At 35.5% G+C, this 17,158-nt stretch carries 20 protein-coding genes and 1 pseudogene; 5 read left to right on the forward strand and 16 right to left on the reverse strand.

The features are described 5' to 3' along the window. Nucleotide 1: 1 nt before the first annotated feature. From RGU12_RS19920 to RGU12_RS19975, 12 genes are all read right to left on the reverse strand, one after another. Nucleotides 2–559 (reverse strand): histidine phosphatase family protein, encoded by a 558-nt coding sequence (locus RGU12_RS19920; RefSeq protein ID WP_309537591.1) that lies wholly within the window; start codon nucleotides 557–559, stop codon nucleotides 2–4. A 67-nt stretch (nucleotides 560–626) separates the two neighbouring features. Beyond that, complete coding sequence (locus RGU12_RS19925) at nucleotides 627–1,145, reverse strand: P-loop NTPase family protein (protein WP_309537592.1); 519 nt, start codon at nucleotides 1,143–1,145, stop codon at nucleotides 627–629. Nucleotides 1,146–1,296: 151 nt separating this feature from the next. Beyond that, a complete protein-coding gene (locus RGU12_RS19930; protein WP_309537593.1) occupies nucleotides 1,297–1,848 on the reverse strand; it encodes an AAA family ATPase in 552 nt (183 codons plus the stop codon). A gap of 49 nt (nucleotides 1,849–1,897) precedes the next feature. Continuing rightward, nucleotides 1,898–2,395: an NUDIX hydrolase gene (locus RGU12_RS19935; protein ID WP_309537594.1), complete on the reverse strand. Its 498-nt coding sequence runs from the start codon at nucleotides 2,393–2,395 to the stop codon at nucleotides 1,898–1,900. Nucleotides 2,396–2,537: 142 nt separating this feature from the next. After that, a complete protein-coding gene (locus RGU12_RS19940; RefSeq protein WP_309537595.1) occupies nucleotides 2,538–3,011 on the reverse strand; it encodes an NUDIX domain-containing protein in 474 nt (157 codons plus the stop codon). Between the two features lie 17 nt (nucleotides 3,012–3,028). Further along, the gene (locus RGU12_RS19945; RefSeq protein WP_309537596.1) at nucleotides 3,029–3,388 is read right to left on the reverse strand and encodes a YhfM domain-containing protein; all 360 of its coding nucleotides are present in this window, start codon (nucleotides 3,386–3,388) and stop codon (nucleotides 3,029–3,031) included. 50 nt (nucleotides 3,389–3,438) lie between these two features. After that, nucleotides 3,439–3,798, reverse strand: coding sequence for a hypothetical protein (locus RGU12_RS19950; RefSeq protein WP_309537597.1), 360 nt, complete (start codon nucleotides 3,796–3,798; stop codon nucleotides 3,439–3,441). Between the two features lie 100 nt (nucleotides 3,799–3,898). After that, nucleotides 3,899–4,393 (reverse strand): hypothetical protein, encoded by a 495-nt coding sequence (locus RGU12_RS19955; protein WP_309537598.1) that lies wholly within the window; start codon nucleotides 4,391–4,393, stop codon nucleotides 3,899–3,901. Next, nucleotides 4,366–4,707, reverse strand: coding sequence for a rhodanese-like domain-containing protein (locus RGU12_RS19960; RefSeq protein WP_309537599.1), 342 nt, complete (start codon nucleotides 4,705–4,707; stop codon nucleotides 4,366–4,368). Before RGU12_RS19960 ends, RGU12_RS19955 begins: the two co-directional genes overlap by 28 nt. A gap of 16 nt (nucleotides 4,708–4,723) precedes the next feature. Continuing rightward, the gene (locus RGU12_RS19965; protein ID WP_309537600.1) at nucleotides 4,724–4,990 is read right to left on the reverse strand and encodes an adhesin; all 267 of its coding nucleotides are present in this window, start codon (nucleotides 4,988–4,990) and stop codon (nucleotides 4,724–4,726) included. A gap of 88 nt (nucleotides 4,991–5,078) precedes the next feature. Beyond that, entirely contained in the window at nucleotides 5,079–5,864 is a 786-nt protein-coding gene (locus tag RGU12_RS19970; protein WP_309537601.1) for a class I SAM-dependent methyltransferase, read from the reverse strand. 29 nt (nucleotides 5,865–5,893) lie between these two features. Beyond that, nucleotides 5,894–6,670: a serine hydrolase gene (locus RGU12_RS19975; protein ID WP_309537602.1), complete on the reverse strand. Its 777-nt coding sequence runs from the start codon at nucleotides 6,668–6,670 to the stop codon at nucleotides 5,894–5,896. Between the two features lie 119 nt (nucleotides 6,671–6,789). Between RGU12_RS19975 and RGU12_RS19980 the strand changes: the two genes are divergently transcribed. The 3 genes and pseudogenes from RGU12_RS19980 to RGU12_RS19990 form a co-directional block, all read left to right on the forward strand. Then, nucleotides 6,790–6,966: a hypothetical protein gene (locus RGU12_RS19980; protein ID WP_309537603.1), complete on the forward strand. Its 177-nt coding sequence runs from the start codon at nucleotides 6,790–6,792 to the stop codon at nucleotides 6,964–6,966. 52 nt (nucleotides 6,967–7,018) lie between these two features. Continuing rightward, nucleotides 7,019–8,577, forward strand: a protein-coding gene (locus RGU12_RS19985; protein WP_309537604.1) for an IS3 family transposase whose coding sequence is annotated in 2 segments (ribosomal slippage) — nucleotides 7,019–7,661 and nucleotides 7,661–8,577 — 1,560 coding nt in all. Because the reading frame shifts where the segments join, the coding sequence is not laid out codon by codon here. A gap of 56 nt (nucleotides 8,578–8,633) precedes the next feature. Next, nucleotides 8,634–9,197 (forward strand): annotated as a pseudogene (locus RGU12_RS19990) (class I SAM-dependent methyltransferase); the annotation flags it as partial. Nucleotides 9,198–9,346: 149 nt separating this feature from the next. Here RGU12_RS19990 and RGU12_RS19995 read toward each other — a convergent pair. Both RGU12_RS19995 and panD read right to left on the reverse strand, forming a co-directional pair. Then, nucleotides 9,347–10,186 (reverse strand): YheC/YheD family protein, encoded by an 840-nt coding sequence (locus tag RGU12_RS19995; protein ID WP_309537605.1) that lies wholly within the window; start codon nucleotides 10,184–10,186, stop codon nucleotides 9,347–9,349. Between the two features lies 1 nt (nucleotide 10,187). Then, nucleotides 10,188–10,577, reverse strand: coding sequence for an aspartate 1-decarboxylase (gene panD, locus RGU12_RS20000; protein ID WP_309537606.1), 390 nt, complete (start codon nucleotides 10,575–10,577; stop codon nucleotides 10,188–10,190). A gap of 332 nt (nucleotides 10,578–10,909) precedes the next feature. Here panD and RGU12_RS20005 point away from each other — a divergent pair, with 332 nt between their 5' ends. Further along, complete coding sequence (locus RGU12_RS20005) at nucleotides 10,910–11,284, forward strand: VOC family protein (RefSeq protein ID WP_309537607.1); 375 nt, start codon at nucleotides 10,910–10,912, stop codon at nucleotides 11,282–11,284. Nucleotides 11,285–11,552: 268 nt separating this feature from the next. Here the strand turns inward: RGU12_RS20005 and RGU12_RS20010 are convergent, their stop codons facing one another. Both RGU12_RS20010 and RGU12_RS20015 read right to left on the reverse strand, forming a co-directional pair. After that, nucleotides 11,553–13,043 carry an amidase family protein gene (locus RGU12_RS20010; protein ID WP_309537608.1) on the reverse strand — a complete coding sequence of 497 codons (1,491 nt, stop codon included), beginning with the start codon at nucleotides 13,041–13,043 and terminating at the stop codon, nucleotides 11,553–11,555. Nucleotides 13,044–13,603: 560 nt separating this feature from the next. Next, a complete protein-coding gene (locus RGU12_RS20015; protein WP_309537609.1) occupies nucleotides 13,604–15,106 on the reverse strand; it encodes an aminotransferase class V-fold PLP-dependent enzyme in 1,503 nt (500 codons plus the stop codon). A gap of 357 nt (nucleotides 15,107–15,463) precedes the next feature. On the opposite strand from RGU12_RS20015, the gene RGU12_RS20020 reads away from it, so the two are divergent. Then, entirely contained in the window at nucleotides 15,464–17,140 is a 1,677-nt protein-coding gene (locus RGU12_RS20020) for a PAS domain S-box protein (RefSeq protein WP_309537610.1), read from the forward strand. Nucleotides 17,141–17,158: the final 18 nt, after the last annotated feature.

The raw sequence follows: 17,158 nt of genomic DNA on the forward strand, positions 1-17,158 counted from the left end.
CTTATCTTTGCCAGACTTGATTTACCCCCGTTAATTTATTATTTTCAAAAGTGAGTTTATAAATGTCTGGCATATCGAGTTCACACCAGAAGGAAAAATCATATTTTTTATCAAAATAATTCATAATCAGCACCATCAAATTACCATGAGTTCCGACTACAATATTTTTTCCTTCATAGGTTTCGAGAACTCTATAAGTTGCCTCGACTCCCCGTTTCTGAGCGATGAGATTAGATTCTCCACCTGCCCACGAAAAACGTTCATCCTCCCAAACCTTTCGAATGGCGGAATCAAAGTCTGCGACAGGGCCTTTAGACAACATTCTTTCTTTAAAATCGTCTATTATATTTACGTTTTGATAAATGTAATCTGCAACTCCTTCTACTGTTTGAATGGCTCTTTTATAGGGGCTTGAGATGACTACATCAATCTTTTCTTTTGAAAGAATGCTAGTAACTCTTAGCGCATCCGCCTTGCCTTTTTCAGATAGGGGTCTTGTTAATTCTTCTGGGGTGTAGATGGAATGGGCATGACGAACAAAATACAAATTCGTTCGCAAATTAGGCTACTCCCTTCGGTCCAAAATTTCCTTCGAGCTTGCAGTGGTCCACTCTTAGACAAGCACATTAGGATCTAACGTATACTTTTAGTGGATTCCTGTCTTTAATAATGAATAATTTATCTTTATAAACTCCAATTTTTTTAAAAAAGTGGGGTTTACCCACCTCTTCAAAATGACGGTTCCATTTAAACATTTTCAAGAAGATTTTCCATGTAGGTTTATAATTTGAATCCTCTAGCCGGAGTTTTTGTTTCAGAAACCTCTTGATGATACGATATGTCCGGGTTGGATAACAAGGGTCTAGAAAGATAATCAAATCAGCATGATGAAAACTACTTGATACCCATTCTTCGTTATGGACACCTTCAATGATCCAACTGTCTGATTGAATAATCGTATTGAGGTAGTCATCTCTTTCTTTTTCAGTTCTCCTTATGTCTCCAGCCTTATCCCTAATCCAAACAACATTATCTAACTCGTAAAATGGGATTTTCAGCTTTGATGAAAGTTGTTTTGCGAATGTTGTCTTACCACTTCCAACCGAACCAATAATGTGGATTCGCTTTGGTATGTTATTTGTCAAAACCCAACCGCCTTCCATAATATGTATATTCGATATGGACAGGATTTTTCCTTTTACACTCAGAAACATTAGTAAGAATCCTCTCAAATTAATAGAAAAATATGAATCAGTTTCAGTTCTAATAAAAGAGACCAAAGGGTAAACCTTGGTCTTAATCATTTTTTGAAATTTCTAGGATTCTTTGAATAACAGAATCTACTTCCTTGTTGTCCCTAATTAAGAATAAATGGTCCGCCTCACCTTCAACCGGGTCTGTAATATCTTCATTTTGTTGGCGAGCTAGCACCTCTTTAAAAGTAGAAGCTCCCCGAAAGATATTCGTGTTTCGTTGACTGTGGGCTACCCGAAATCGAAGAACATGATCAGGTATATCAAAATGGACAAGGATGCGGACAAACTCATTTTTATTAAATAGTTCTTCTAGTATGTACAAACGACTTTTTCGATTTCGATTCGAATTTGCAATAATTAAATGAAAATCAGTGTTTTCAATTGCATAATCCACAATTAATCGCGATATGGCGTGCTTGAGAGTGTTTGGTCCTTGTTTAGGTTGTAAATTCTTGTAGTAAGTATTGATGAACTCAGCTTGGTTATCCTGGTCCATTACAATAGAGTTGGTTAACTTTTTTTCTAGCGCTCTTGCGAATGTGGTTTTCCCGCTATGTGTTTTGCCCACTGTCATAATCACTAGTCTTTTCATAGAATTCCTCCAGCAAAACGTTCATTAATAAGCTCCACTCTTAAACTATTCACTTAGTAAATACAGGTTCTACTAATGGTATTCTGGAGAAATCCACTACATCGTCTCCATCATAAAGAAATCGGTGTTCATATTTCGTTTCATCATTAAGAATCTCGTGTAAAAAGTATTTTAAGTTGGCTAGTCCTACGTTTTTCGGATGCAGAATCCAAGAAAGCTCTTTCCAATCCAAGATACCTTCATTGGTTTTGAGTGGCGTAAAGTATTCGTAAGCCTCTGGCAGCTCTGCTATAAAAACATACATACCGTCAAAATATGAATGCCTTGGATTCGTCCAGGTGATGTTTCCCTTATGCCAAACGTTTTCCGGCTTCATTTCAATAGCTGTTTCTTCGTTAATTTCTCGAAGAACACATTCAAGCGGAGTCTCACCTTCCTCTAACTTACCTCCAACGCCATTCCAGATTCCCATCCACTCAGGCGACTCCCGATTGAGCAGCAAAATTTTATTACCTTGTTTGATAAAACAGATTGTATATGAATACATTTGAAATTCCCCCGTGTAAAAAACTTCTAGTCATTATTTCCACAAAAATTATGTTAATCCTTTTTCAGATTTCTAGAAGTATAAAAATCACCATAACCTAATTTTAGGTCATGGTGATTTTATGATCTATTACATTGTTGGGTCAATAAATTTCCCTTAACAAATGCTCTTCGATTAAATCAATATTCTTTCGGTTTGAAACATAATTAACAAGATGTTCTTTGATATTTGGGTATAAAACGATTTGATTTAATTCAGCAAGTGGAATCCATTTTACACCCGTTTGGTTTGGATCTGGGTTGCTAGGAAAACTTGGTGACGAACCATTTTTTATTTCACACTCAAATAGCAAGGAGATTGAATGTGTTTCACCATATATATTGGAGTTTTTATGAGGAGCATATTCGTATACAAACGCTAACGAGCCAACCTCAACTTCAACTGAAGCCTCTTCCATCGCTTCCCTTTCGACTGCTTCAATTACTGTTTCGTTAGGTTCTACACCGCCAGATGGCAAATTATAATGAAGGCCCTTTTCATCATGGAATTCAACTAGGAGAATTGAATTGTTTTCAATAATAACTGCACCGGCTCTTACGCGTATGTGATAGGTCATGACAGCATTCCTTTCAATTAATTTTCCTCAACTATCATTTCAAGTAACGTCTCCGAGTCTTCCTTGTCTAGTTGAACGTACGCATCATTACTTCTTACTAAAGACAGAATGTGATTATTTACCCAAAGTTGATATGGCACTGCTTTAGCCTCGAAATTGGGATTTTTAAATTGGAATTTAAATTGGTAATCAGGAGGCCTATCCATTTCAACTTTTGCTTTTTCCCAATCTGCATTATCTACTATCCTTTTTACCGTTTGAACTTGTTCGTTATCGACTATTTCCTTAAAGTCCTCATAATTATTATCATTGGCTATGCGCTTTTGAATTTTTATGTATTGTTCATCATAGTCTTGTACGCTTAAGCATCCAGTCATCACAGACAGCATCAATATCAATAAGAGAGCCTGTTTAATGTCATTTCCCCCTACTTTGTCATTAATTGAAATGAAGAACATAGGCTTCGTAGCGTGTGCAGTCTTCCGGTTAAGATAAATAAATCGTTGTAGTTCCGCTCCACATATTCTTCAATTACGTCCAATCCTTTTTTTACATCTTCAACTAATAGATAGGTGTACTTTTCATTCCAAGAAAACCGGTTGATTCTCCTTAGTTCAGCAGCGTTAAGTTGGAATTTAAATTCTTCAATTAACAGCTTGACCTGGTACAATTTATCGGGATTCTCCACATAGCTTTTATATTTATGATCATAGTTTTCTTGGACGAATTGAATAAAGCCATCAATCTGGTCAGCTAGCATTGTCGCAATCCGCATCTCGTAACTCATTTTGCCATCTCCCCTCTGATACATGACTTTGAAACAGGAGAACTTGTCGTATGTAAAATATATGTTTTCTATTATTCAATCATGAGGGATTTCGACTATTCTAGCCTTCAGCAAGAACTAGATAACGTTTTATCACATTTTCGTATTTCACAATTAAAATATCGTTACGTTCTTTAGCAGTATAAATCTGTGCACCCAATGGTAAATAATTCGCTGTGCCATCCTTAAAATCCTCTGCCTTCGTTTCATTAAATTTTATCTCACCAATTTGTTCATTTTCGGTTAATTCCAGTTCATCTACCCAGTCAATATTTGTTTTATATATGTCGCCTTCCCATTGGAAAATATCAGCTTTGTTATCAAGCCTCAAAGCCTCTTCCGCATCAGGATTTTCGCTTGTCGTAACTGTAGCGGTTTGATTGCAGCCAACTAAAAAACAAAACAATATCGCGACTAAAATGCCTTTCCTCCTCAAAATAACCACCCCCTGAATAAGACTTTCAGCAAATAAAGTTTCAGCTACAAAAAAGCGATTGCCCTTACAATAGCAATCACCTTTGTTTTTCATTATTTCGTTTTTAGATATTCTTTCCATGCAGTGATTCCACCCTCTAATACAGCAATATTATACTCGTGTTCTGAAAGGATGTTCGCACATTTAGTTGCAGAGTTTCCTGTTGTACACGTTACGATAATTTCTTTGTTCCTAGGCAATGAATCAATCGCCTTTCCATTGTTTTCTTCTAAATTAAATATTTCAGCTTTATGTATGTTTTGACTTTCGATTGTGGGACCTTCTATATGAAAATCATCGTACTTGTCCTCAGCCCTTACATCTAATAGGACAACCTTTTCTTGCTCATTCATTTTTTGAAACAATTCTTCAGATGTAATCTTTTTAAGGGGCATTTTTGTTCCTCCTTTTTTACGAATAGCTTCCAGGACCTGTTAATACTAATCCAACACCGTTTTCATTCTCTTCTTTATCTAACGTTAGAATCTCAGTTCCTGTTACGCTTGGATCGAATGCTACTTTGATTCCTTTAATCGTTTGAACACGGTCAAATTCATGTGGCTCATCAATCGCAAAAGCGATTTGCGGTCCTTCACTGCTGTTAGGAACGGTGTATAGACGAATCCCCACCGCACCGGATTTTTCCAGTAATTGCTTTGCCTCGTCAGTTATGTACATCGTTTTCTCCTCCTAAAACCATCTCTACCTTCATTATAAACGTTATTTAAAACTTACCCAACTCTTGTGGGCCTAAAATATGAATCCACTACGCCACCTTTCGAAACCGTAAAATCAGCACAGGCGGTATCTCATGCCACTCAAATTTATTGGTTTCATTTTGGAAGCTTGGCTCCTCCATACCGTCCAATAAAAAATTTGATTCAAAAAATAGATTCATATAATACGATAAGGGGCGGTGGAACATAAGATGAGGGATGGACTGACCTTTTATACCAATCGCTTTATAAGGCTCAGAGGTGAGATATTTTGATATTTGGATGCTGTTGGTTGTAACCACATGTCCATTCCTATCTTCTGTTTCGGTGATTTTTCGTAAACCTGGGGGTTGAAAACAAGGATGTGTGATAGAAAAAATAAAAATCCCATCAGGCTTTAACATCTTATGTAAGGAATTAACTAATGGTCGGATATCCGCAATATCCATTAAGGCCATATTTGCAACGGCACTATCAAATTTTTCATTGCCTAGTTCGGATAATTGCTCGTAACTGGTCGCGTCTATCACTTTATAATCGATTTGATTTTTGTATTCCTTTGTTCTGATTTTTGCTCGTTCTGTCATTTTTGGAGAGTAATCGAATGCAACAACCTTTGCTCCTAATTCTGCAAGTCGCTTTGAAAAATTACCATTGCCACACGCAATATCTAAAATGGTCTGCTCTGCTTTTATATTTAATAGTTTTTCAGTATAAGGGCGGATCAGTTCTCGATGAAATCGGTTGCTCTCTTCTCCCATATAATCATCCCAATGTTCCGCATTCTGTTCCCATCTCTCTCGCGATTCATCGGTAAGTTCCTTCCATTCACTCAACTGGCATTCTCCTTTCTAGGAACCATTTTTTATCTTTTTTGCGCTTCCCCTTGATCACAATACTCATTATAAATTAATTTCATAACTTCAATCATTTTTTCATCAGCCCATTTTTCTGTGTTCCGATTGGGAAGATTCTTTGCCCCAAAAACATACAATAATGGATGTTTAGTGAATTCACCCATTATCCCCATATCAACAATTAGGTCTTCCAATCCTCCCGTCATATGGTTCAAAAAATGGGACGGTATTCCGTCTATCTCCCCACGTTGCCTAACTAAGCCGTTTATAAGTGGATGCCATAACTCCGGATTATGTTCATAGCCTTGGTATACTTCACATAGGAGGTTCATTAGATGATTCAATTCGCCCTTGTTATCTGAACTCCTGGGATCTGGGGAGATATTCACTCTATTAAAATAGGATTTAATCATTTTATTTACCTTTTCCCATCCACCTAAAAATTGAACAATACGATTAGCAATTGATTGATCGTGGCAAGCTATCATTACTTCAACAGCTTCTTGAAGGGCTAGGTTGTCCCTATTTTGAAAATGAGGATATAATTCGTTACTATCCTCTTTCGGGTCATAGCTAATGTTTTTTATTATGTCATACCATTTGCAATTTCCTTCCTCTACTGATTTTGCAACACAAAACCCAATAGCAACTTTGGCAGTTGAAGCTAGAGGTACTACTAATTTTTCATTATGCGACAATACAATCTCCTGTTTGAGCTTTGAATAAATAATCATTCCCACTTCGCCTGATTCTATTTCGTTTACCTTTTCAAGTATTTTCAGCATTTCAAAATGACTCCTTCGTTTTTGATTTAAATGCATACTAATAGATTCCTATAATTTTACAATACATGCTAAAATATCCAATAGCAACGTTAATATGGGGCGAAAGGGAGTTGGTTTATATGGAATTTAGAGGTTCAAGTGCATACGACCAGGAAGATTTCTTTACAAATTATATGAAGCGAAGGAACAGGATAGATAGTCCCAATGCTGCAATAGAGGGGCCTGTTATTTATGAGCTCATCGGTGATTTTCAAAATAAAAGTATTCTAGATTTAGGTTGTGATATGCTCCCCTAAAGGTAGACAGATGAAATAAAAAAATCTGTTTCCTTTGGGGGAGTATTTTTGTATGGCTAAAAGTAAGTTTTCTAAGGAAGAAAAATATAAAATTTTAAAGGCTTATGAAAAGGGAGAATTAAACTTAGGGGAGTTTCTCCAGAGACATCAAATCTCTAAGCGAACTCTTTATACTTGGAGAGAAAAGTACGAACAATTTGGTTTAGACGGGCTTGAAAGATCCAATGGTTGGAAGCGATATTCAAAGGGATTAAAGTTAGCTGCCGTAAGAGATGCCTTGTCTGGAAACTATTCTCTTATTGAGTTAACTCATAAGTACGAAATATCTAGTCACTCTGTACTGCAAGGATGGATTAAGCTTTATAATGGTCATAGAGAATTAAAGGAAACTTCGAAGGGGAGAAACCAGTCTATGACCAAAGGTAGAAAAACAACAGTAGAAGAGAGAATTGAAATAGCGAACTACTGCATTAAAAATCGAAAAGATTATCAGAGGGCAGCCGATGTCTATAATGTCTCATACCAGCAGGTATATCAATGGGTTAAAAAGTATGAGGATGGCGGAGATGAAGCGCTGAAAGATAAGCGTGGGAGGAAGAAAGAAGAAACTGAATTAACTCCAGAAGATAAGATCAAGCTGCAGATGAAAAAGCTAGAAAGAGAAAATGAACGTTTACGTGCAGAAAATTTATTCTTAAAAAAGTTAGAGGAGATCGAAAGGAGGCGAAAATAAGCCAAATCCGATTTGAGGACAAGTACTTCGCTATTCAGGAACTTCATGAGAAAGAAAATTTAAGTATTCTCTTACTTTGTAAAATCGCTGATATTACACGAGCAGCTTACTATAAGTGGCTAAAGCGTACACCTTCCGAACGGGAACTTCAAAATGCAGAAATTATTAAAGAGATGAAAGCCCTTCATGAAGAAGTAGAAGGTATTTATGGTTATCGCAGTATGATGATGACCATTAATCGAAAGCTTGGGCAAAACTTCAATCACAAACGTTATTATAGACTGATGAAAGTCACTGGTATACAGTCTGTCATTCGACAAAAGAAGAAACGTTATAAGCACTCAACGCCCCAACATGTGGCAGAAAATGTGTTGAATCGAGAATTCATGGCCGAAAAACCAAATCAGAAATGGGTAACTGATGTCACAGAATTTAAATATGGAACCTCAAAGAAAGCCTATTTAAGCGCTATTCGTGATCTATATGATGGATCGATTGTTAGTTACGTATTAGGACATTCAAATAACAATAAACTCGTGTTCAAGACACTTGACCAAGCTACTAAATTATTGGATGGAGAACATCCTCTTATTCATAGTGACCGTGGCTTTCAATACACTTCTCATGGCTTCAAACGTATAATAGACAAGGCAGAAATGACACAAAGTATGTCCAGAGTAGGTAGATGTATAGATAATGGACCAATGGAATCATTTTGGGGAACACTCAAATGTGAAAAGTATTATTTACGTAAGTATGAGACATTTAAAGAATTGTCTAAAGCGATAGATGAGTATATTTATTTCTATAATCATAATAGATATCAAAAACGACTAAACGGCCTCAGCCCTATGGAATATAGAGCTAAAGCCGCTTAGGTCATTTTTTATTATTTCCACTGTCTACTTGACAGGGGGCAGTTCATTGTGGGGATGCCTCATTTGGTAAAGAATTGCTCAATCAGGGTGCTGCGTTTTACACAGGTGTTGAGGGATCTGAACAGATGGTGAAAGCCTCGAGACTTAATATACATAGTTCGTGCGGAACCATTTTGCATGAAAGTATGGAGACATTTAGCTTCCCTTCAAACCAATTTGATATTGTCACATCTCGCTTTTCGATACATTACGTTTCAGATATTCATTCGCTTTTTCAAAACGTATATAGAGCACTTAAAGAGAAAGGAAAATTTGTGTTCAGTGTTCAGCACCCTCTCATCACGTCTGCTTTTATTAGTAAACAAACAGGAGATAAACGTGGGAACTGGGTTGTTGATGACTATTTCTTAGATGGCGAAAGAAAGGAACCTTGGATTGGTCACGTTGTATTAAAGTACCATCGAACCATTGAACAGTATTTTCGCGCTTTGACTTTGACCGGTTTTAAAGTGGGGGATTTACGTGAGGGAACTCCAATGCGTGAGCATTTTTCCAATGAGAAAGAGTTTAAAAGAAGGCAGCGAATTCCGATTGTGTTGGTGTTTTGTTGTACGAAGTAATTATTCATATAGATTTCCTCCGTTTGTTAGAACTTAGAGTCATATATTAATAGTAAAAAAGGAATCCAATTTTGGATTCCCTTTGTTTTATGGAGTAGTTTCAGAAGATAGGTTGAGTTTTCTCATACCCTTCAATTTTCCTAAATTACTTAATCTTGTTGTTTTTCTTTTTCTTTTAAATAATCATCAAAAGAATGAAACATAAATTCGATCCATTTTTCATGAATCATCGTTTTGTAGTTCATAATTCTTTCATATGCACTTTGATCAGGCAGTAAGGAGAATAATTCTGGATCAGGACCGCCTTTTAAATCATCTGTATTTACTTCTATAATCCATAGGTTTCCATAATGATCTAGGGTAAGGTCTAGTCCAACTTCAGTAAAGAAATGGTATTGGTCTAGCATTTTACAAATGTCCAAACAGGCTGTCTTCAAAATGTCTTGTGAAAATTTGTGGTTTTGTTCGGGAAATAGAAGGGCAATTACCTCATCCGTAGGTTTGACGGACCCATTACTAATTTTAATATTCGATACTAAAGACCCTTCCCCTCCAATTCTTACTAAATCACCAACATAAATCCATGAACCATCCATTTCCTTATATAAATGTGATCTTATGTCAAATGGACACCCGTTATAATGGATTGCCGGTATTCCTCTTTGAATGATTGTAGTTTTGCCATGGTAAAATTGATCAATCTGGCTATAGGTCTCTTCGAAGTCTTTAAAAACAATCGCTTTTTTTCCCTGTATAGTCCATACAAAGACGTTCCCTTTCTTCTGAACGGTACTAATATCCATTCCTCCCCAAGCTGCAATGGATTTAAGATAAAGAAGGGGGTACTTAGTAAGCATTTTTGACAACGCATCTTTGGTTAATAAACTAGTTTCTGGAATTTTAATATTTTTTATGGAATGTAAACTTAGTAGTTTATACATTTCCCATTTGTTAATAAACTCCCTGTCAGGGTCTAGAATAGATGTCATCTTATTCCATCTCCCATGAATCCATTAATGGATTTTCTAAAATCTGCGTTATTTTGTTTTCGCCATCGACATAAGCCACCTTTGTTTTTAAGTTCGCTATTTCTTCTTCTTCATATATTCCAGTACTTAAAATGATGACAATGTCACCCTTCGAAAATAAATGGGCAGGTGGGCCGTTTAAACAAATCACACCTGAATGTGACATTCCAGGAATCGCATAGGTTTTCCAACGAGCTGCATTACTAAGATTGGTGATTTGAACTATTTCATAAGGTAAAATGTTAGTTGCTTTCATTAATTCTTTATCAATCGTAATACTGCCAGGATAATTTAAATCTGCTTCAGTAACTGTCGCTCTATGGATTTTTCCCTTACACATATAACGTTTCATCTTGCTCCTCCGAGCAAGTAAATTATATTTATACAAACGTTATATGTTGTTCCAGGTTAAATGGTGTATATAATGTCTAGATTTTCTCTCCATATCTTCAAGAAACGCCATGGATAAAACTACCATTTCCGAGAGTTTCCCAATTTTAAATACCATTTTTCATAATTAAAAATAAGCACTTATTTCAATGTAATCCCGAAAGTCAAATACTTTACATAATCCATATTTACCTGACATCCACAATTTAATTAACTATTTTGATTTTTTGTTTTATAATTTAGTAATAGTGTTTATCAGCATTTTGAGGAAATCAATATAAGGAGCGCGATTATATGAAAACGAATTTCATCCAAAGGATAAATCAAATCGGGGTGCCTGTTAAGGACATAAATAGGGCAGTAACATTTTACAAGGCACTTGGTCTACCACTACTTTTTTCAACGGAAACTATGGCATTTTTTGATTGTAAAGGAACAAGAATTCTTCTAAGTTTGCCTGAGAACGAGGGGTTTTCTCATTCAAGTTCTGTCATATATTTTCAAGTTGAGAATATAAGGGAAACCTATGAAAAATATAAAGATGATGGACTGTTCTTTATGGATGAACCACATATTGTAGCAAAAATGGGAAGAACTGAAACTTGGATGACTTTCTTTAAAGATACAGAAGGAAATACGCATGCGTTTATAAGTGAAGTGGAAATGTAACTCTATACTTGAAAAATCCATTGTAAATGCCTCGTACTACAATAACTTCTACAAAAAAGGGTACTTTTCCTTCTTATAGGTATGCACCCGTTATTTTTTACAATGTTTTCACAATCACACTCGTTCTCGAAATTTTCATAAATTTTAATATTTGTAATAAATATCAATTAACGGACTATATCCTGGATTGAATGTAAATAGGATAAAGGTAGTACATTAATTCTCTTTGTATCAACACACAATAACTTTGAAGTGAGAACGCTTCATACTATTTAGTAGTGTTCAATATTTCAGTTCCTATGTTCGGACTTTTTCGATGGTTAGTGGCCTGTTCAAAGGCATACGCTAACTTAATTAATTTTCCTTCACTATAAGCTGTTCCTGCAAAGGTAACTCCAAAAGGCCGGCCATTATGCTGATAACCAGCAGGTATAGCAATGGATGGGTACCCTGCTTTTGCACTAATAGTTGAACCTATATATGAGGGAAAAAGAATTGAATCTAGATTGTATTTTTCCAAAGCAAGGTCGATACCTTGATCCTGTGAAAAATACAGGTCCTCCAACTTGTTTAATAAATAATCGGGATTCCTTAATGTATTTGAAAAGAGAGCTCTTTGTTCCAGTTTATCCTGTCCATATTTTAATGCCTTTTCTTGGTTGATTTGATTAAATTGAATTAAATCTTTAATTGAATGAATAGGTAAGTTTGTTGGGAGTTGTGAAAGAAAATTATCTAAACTGTGTTTCAATTCGTATAGATTTACTCCCCAATTCCATTCTCTATGAAAGGAAGGTATTTCTATCTCTTCTATAATAGCTCCCTGATTTTTAATAACTTTTATAGCTTTTTCAAACAAGTCCTCATCGTACTCATCCGAATTTAGAACGTCATTGGATGCATCTTTTAATATGCCGATCCTAGCTCCTTTAAGGCCATCGGAATCAAGGAATATAGAATAGTCCTGCTCGATCCTTCCTTCACTTTTTAATGTCGCAGCATCTTCATTATCAACACCAGCCATAACCCCGAGCAAAAGGGCAGCATCCGTAACGTTCCTTGCCATTGGCCCTGCAGTATCTTGAGAATATGTAAAAGGAATAATACCACTTCTGCTAATTAATCCTACAGTTGGTTTGATTCCTACTACTGAATTTTGTATAGCAGGACTAAGAATTGAAGCATCTGTTTCCGTACCTACGGATAAAACCGTAAAATTAGCAGCAACTGCCACAGCAGAACCAGAACTAGACCCGCCCACAAAAAGGTCAGGGTCTCCATAAGGATTTAATACTTGCCCTCCTCTAGAACTATAACCTGCCCACATTGTCGAAGACATTGCATTAGCTAATTCAGTCATATTCGCCTTACCTAAAATAACCGCACCTGCTTTACGAAGCTTTTCCACAAGAAATGCATCTTTTTCCGCAATATAATTCTCCAATGCAATCGTACCTGCACTTGTATGCATTGAATCCGAAGTTTCAATATTATCTTTTAGAAGGACAGGAATTCCGTGCAAAGGGCCTCTAACTCCCTTTGTCTTTCTTTCAATATCAAGTGCTTCAGCTATAAAGATAGCGTCAGGATTTATTTCAAGAACGGAATTTATTCCCGGTCCGTCCTGATCATATTTCGCTATCCGATATAAATAATACATCACTAATTCTTTTGAAGTTACTACCCCCTCTCCCATTGCACTTTGAATCTCATTAATCGTTAATTCTTCTTTGAAAAACTGATTAAATTTAATCGTCATAATAATACCCCTTACCAAATTTCCAATTTACAACATTTTAACACTTTTATAAATATTCAGGTGCAATTTCTTTAAACCACTCTTCCGCTAAACTGCTTTCTATAGTTTGATAACTTCAACAAAAAAGTGCGATAACCCTATTAGATCAACCGACCCGTTAGACTTCTATGAATCGCAAGGATCAGCGATTCATCACAGAGAATGAAAATGGTTAGGAAGTGTCCATACGATACTGACCTTAATCCAGTCAACCAATCCATAGCAATGATTTGCAGCTCTCTCAATTTTTTTTAACACATGAGAGGGGTTATCTTTGGTATTGTCTTTTTTCGAGGTCAGAGAAGTTTATTTTCATGGTAGTGAAAAATACCTTATGAATGCAAAACACTATGAACAAAATAGTTTGCATTTTCTTCACCTTTTTTCCTAAAAGAAACATGAATGGGTACTTCTCCAGCCTTATATTTTTATGTTAGCAGACAAAATTCCTTTCAAACTTTCCATAAAAGTGCACCATTCTTCTTCATGTTTTTTACTAAAGCATCCGTTTCTTGAATAAATCATCTCAATCTAAAAAGTGGCGACATATCTTCTCGAAGATAGTGGATATAAAAATAATCATTACTTACTGGATCATAAACGTAGTCCTTTTTCCACTCATCAATGTTTTTAATAATTTCCCTTAGCGCCTGAATAAAAATTAGAATTTCCTCATCTGTCATAATTGGATGTATTGAAAATCGGACCCACCCAGGTTTAGCAGACATATCTCCATGCGTAATTTTTTCTGTAATTTGCTTGGACGTCGTTTTATTAATGTTTAAAAGATAATGACCATATGTTCCAGCACATGAACATCCCCCTCTTACCTGAATACCATATCTGTCGTTTAAAAGACGAACAATTAAATTATAATGAATGGTTTCAATATAAAACGAGACGATACCGATTCTATCCTTAATGTTTCCAGCTAATATATGAATCTCTGGAATCTTTTCCAAATGGGAAAATAATAGACGAAGCTGTTCTTTTTCTCTATTTAACATATTTTTTATTCCCATTTCATTTTTCAAATTCATACAAAGTGCTGTCCGAATGGACTGTAGAATGCCTGGAGTTCCGCCATCTTCTCGCAGCTCTATGTCATTGAAATATTTGTGTTCCCCCCAAGGGTTAGTCCATAACACCGTTCCTCCGCCGGGATGATCTGGAACTTTATTTGTGTAAATTCTCGAATCAAAAACCAATACTCCACTTGTTCCTGGACCGCCTAAGAACTTATGTGGTGAGAAAAATATCGCATCCAGTTTCTCAAGCGGATCTTCAGGATGCATATTGATCTCGACATATGGTGCCGATGCTGCAAAATCAACAAAACAAAGTCCTCCATGTTGATGCATAATCTTGGCAAGCTTGTGATAAGGAGTTTGAATTCCTGTAACATTTGAACACGCTGTAAAGGAACCTATTTTCAGCTGGCGGTCCTTATAAATATTAAGCAGATATTCTAAATGATTTAAGTCCACTCTTCCTTCTCTATCCGGGTTTATCAATATGACTTCCCCAAGTGTCTCGAGCCAAGATGTTTGATTTGAATGATGCTCCATATGAGTCATGAAAATAACCGGTCTTTCCTTTTCTGGAAGTTGCAGATGATTTCTCCATATCTCTGGTACTCGTAACCCTAAGATTCGTTGTAGTTTATTGACTACCGATGTCATCCCAAAACCATCTTGGATTACTACATCATGTTTATCTGCATTAACATGTTCTTTAATAATAATTTTTGACTGCTTGTATAGCCCAGTCATCATTGAACTGGTTATATTCGACTCTGTATGGGTATTCGCCATAAAAGGTCCAAATTCCTCGGATATTTTTCGTTCGATAGGCCGATACAATCGCCCACTTGCTATCCAGTCGGCATAAATAATTTTCTTTTTTCCATAGGGTGAATCAAAATCTTGGTTCAATCCAATCACATGTAATCGGAATGGTTGAAAATATTCTTCAAGGGTTTCCGGGAATCGAAAGGTTTTACTTCCAATGTTAGCTGTAATCATTTGTTTCACACCTTATTTTTTTCTGTATTCAATATATGTAAGTTTCTTTAGCAAAGTTTAAACATTGTATAAATAATTTCTTTACCTGTTTTTTAATTTCAAAAGCTGTAGTCCCTTCCTAAAAATAATTTCTTAAATGTGATGGAGCATTACCAAAAGAAGCCTTCTTATTAAAGAAAAGCGCCCAAACAATATAAAGAAAACATAGGTGTGATTCCATACTAAAAACAAGCGTAGTATGTCTAATATGATAATAGTCCTATTTTTTTTGAGCGAATACTGATAAAATCAGTTCGTTATAACTTTTACTGTTTAGAAAGCGATATTTATTGTAAGGATTTGTTGAGGAGATTAATGATGAAATATACAGGTAGAATAATAATGATGTTGATTTATGTTATTGTAACAGCTGCTTTTAAAATTTTTGATTATTTTGAGTTGGGGTACGTACCAATATTCGAATACATCATTTCTGCAATAATGGTTTATCCCGTATGGTGGACTGGGTTACAGTATGATAAAGCTAAATATTATGCTCAAGAAGCTCAGAAAAAGGATAAGGAATTAAATGATCTTTTCAACAATGTAGATGCTACCATTTACTCATATGATTTCCGTTCTAATAGATTGATGGTTTCATCAAAAATTAGCGATGTCTTTGGGTATTCACCTACTAAATTTAAAGAAAACATAATGTTCTGGAAAGAAGTCGTTTTCCAAGAAGATATCAATATTGTAAACGAATTAGAGCAAAAGTTAATAAATGGAGAAGAATGCATTGCTGAGTACCGAATACTACTACCGAATGGTCAATTAAAGTGGATTCAAAAACGCATTACACCTATTTTTGACTTGGATGGAAATCTTATAAAGTTTAATGGAATTGATATTGATATCGATCAACGTAAAAAAGTAGAGGAATTACTTACGCATAGCCAGGAACAAAATCGTAAACTATTAGAAAAACGCCTTAAGGAAAGCCAACAACGTTTTGAGTCATTATTTGTTCATAATTCTGATCCCATCTTTACGTTTAATCTAGACAGGAAATTAATAGAAGCAAATCCAGCTGCAGAAAATATACTTGGTTATACGATAACAGAGCTCCAACAAATGGAGTGGGATTCAATAATCGCTCCAGGAGACCTAGATTTATACAATGTGCACTTTAAGCTTGTGAGCCAAGGAGAATGGAAGGAATCTACCCTATCAATGATTCATAAAGATGGTAGTAACAGAGTAATTCAGTTAAAAATGATACCTATCATAATTGACCATCAATGTATTGGAATCTATCAAATTACAAAGGATATCACTGAGTCTAAATTGGCAGCGGAAAGGATAAGAAGGTCCGATAAGCTGGCAGCTGTAGGTCTATTAGCTGCTGGAGTGGCTCATGAGATTCGAAATCCATTAACTACTCTTAAAGGTTTTGTTCAATTACTTACATCTGATATTGATAAACATTATGCAAACATTTTGTTATCGGAAATAGATCGAATAAACATGATAGTGAGTGAATTCCTGATTCTATCAAAGCCACAAGTCATAAAATATCAATCGCAAAATATAAAACTTATACTAAATAATATCACGTCACTTCTTGAAACCCAGGCCACATTAAAAGGTATACAACTTATTTCAGAATATGATTTAAATATACCGCTCATTATTTGTGAGCAAAATCTGTTAAAACAAGTTTTTATTAATCTTATAAAAAACGCGATAGAAGCTATGCCAAATGGTGGGAAAATTATTGTAAAGGCTAAGGAAATTAATAACAAAATGGTAAGTATTCAAATTGTTGATCAAGGCATGGGGATAGAAGAGGAGAGAATCCCAAAACTAGGAGAACCCTTTTATACAACAAAAGAAAATGGAACTGGATTAGGTTTAATGGTTTGTTTTAGAATCATTGAACAACATGGTGGCATAATGAACATTTCTAGTCAGTTAAATAAAGGCACAACAGTTGAAGTTTGCTTACCTCTTGATTGCCCTTTAAAAAATGAGCAAGAGATACCTAATTCTTAGTAGTAGAATAGCTAAGAA

It is taken from the genome of Ferdinandcohnia sp. QZ13 (assembly GCF_031324165.1).
In the GTDB taxonomy this organism is placed as follows: Bacteria; Bacillota; Bacilli; order Bacillales; family Bacillaceae_L; genus Ferdinandcohnia.

Bases quoted from the DNA above. Each gene is read 5' to 3' on its own strand.
- RGU12_RS19930 (WP_309537593.1), bottom strand. From the start codon at position 1,848: ATGAAAAGACTAGTGATTATGACAGTGGGCAAAACACATAGCGGGAAA.
- RGU12_RS19935 (WP_309537594.1), bottom strand. From the start codon at position 2,395: ATGTATTCATATACAATCTGTTTTATCAAACAAGGTAATAAAATTTTG.
- RGU12_RS19940 (WP_309537595.1), bottom strand. From the start codon at position 3,011: ATGACCTATCACATACGCGTAAGAGCCGGTGCAGTTATTATTGAAAAC.
- RGU12_RS19945 (WP_309537596.1), bottom strand. From the start codon at position 3,388: ATGACTGGATGCTTAAGCGTACAAGACTATGATGAACAATACATAAAA.
- RGU12_RS19950 (WP_309537597.1), bottom strand. From the start codon at position 3,798: ATGAGTTACGAGATGCGGATTGCGACAATGCTAGCTGACCAGATTGAT.
- RGU12_RS19955 (WP_309537598.1), bottom strand. From the start codon at position 4,393: ATGGAAAGAATATCTAAAAACGAAATAATGAAAAACAAAGGTGATTGC.
- RGU12_RS19960 (WP_309537599.1), bottom strand. From the start codon at position 4,707: ATGCCCCTTAAAAAGATTACATCTGAAGAATTGTTTCAAAAAATGAAT.
- RGU12_RS19965 (WP_309537600.1), bottom strand. From the start codon at position 4,990: ATGTACATAACTGACGAGGCAAAGCAATTACTGGAAAAATCCGGTGCG.
- RGU12_RS19975 (WP_309537602.1), bottom strand. From the start codon at position 6,670: ATGCTGAAAATACTTGAAAAGGTAAACGAAATAGAATCAGGCGAAGTG.
- RGU12_RS19980 (WP_309537603.1), top strand. From the start codon at position 6,790: ATGGAATTTAGAGGTTCAAGTGCATACGACCAGGAAGATTTCTTTACA.
- RGU12_RS19995 (WP_309537605.1), bottom strand. From the start codon at position 10,186: ATGACATCTATTCTAGACCCTGACAGGGAGTTTATTAACAAATGGGAA.
- panD (WP_309537606.1), bottom strand. From the start codon at position 10,577: ATGAAACGTTATATGTGTAAGGGAAAAATCCATAGAGCGACAGTTACT.
- RGU12_RS20005 (WP_309537607.1), top strand. From the start codon at position 10,910: ATGAAAACGAATTTCATCCAAAGGATAAATCAAATCGGGGTGCCTGTT.
- RGU12_RS20010 (WP_309537608.1), bottom strand. From the start codon at position 13,043: ATGACGATTAAATTTAATCAGTTTTTCAAAGAAGAATTAACGATTAAT.
- RGU12_RS20015 (WP_309537609.1), bottom strand. From the start codon at position 15,106: ATGATTACAGCTAACATTGGAAGTAAAACCTTTCGATTCCCGGAAACC.
- RGU12_RS20020 (WP_309537610.1), top strand. From the start codon at position 15,464: ATGAAATATACAGGTAGAATAATAATGATGTTGATTTATGTTATTGTA.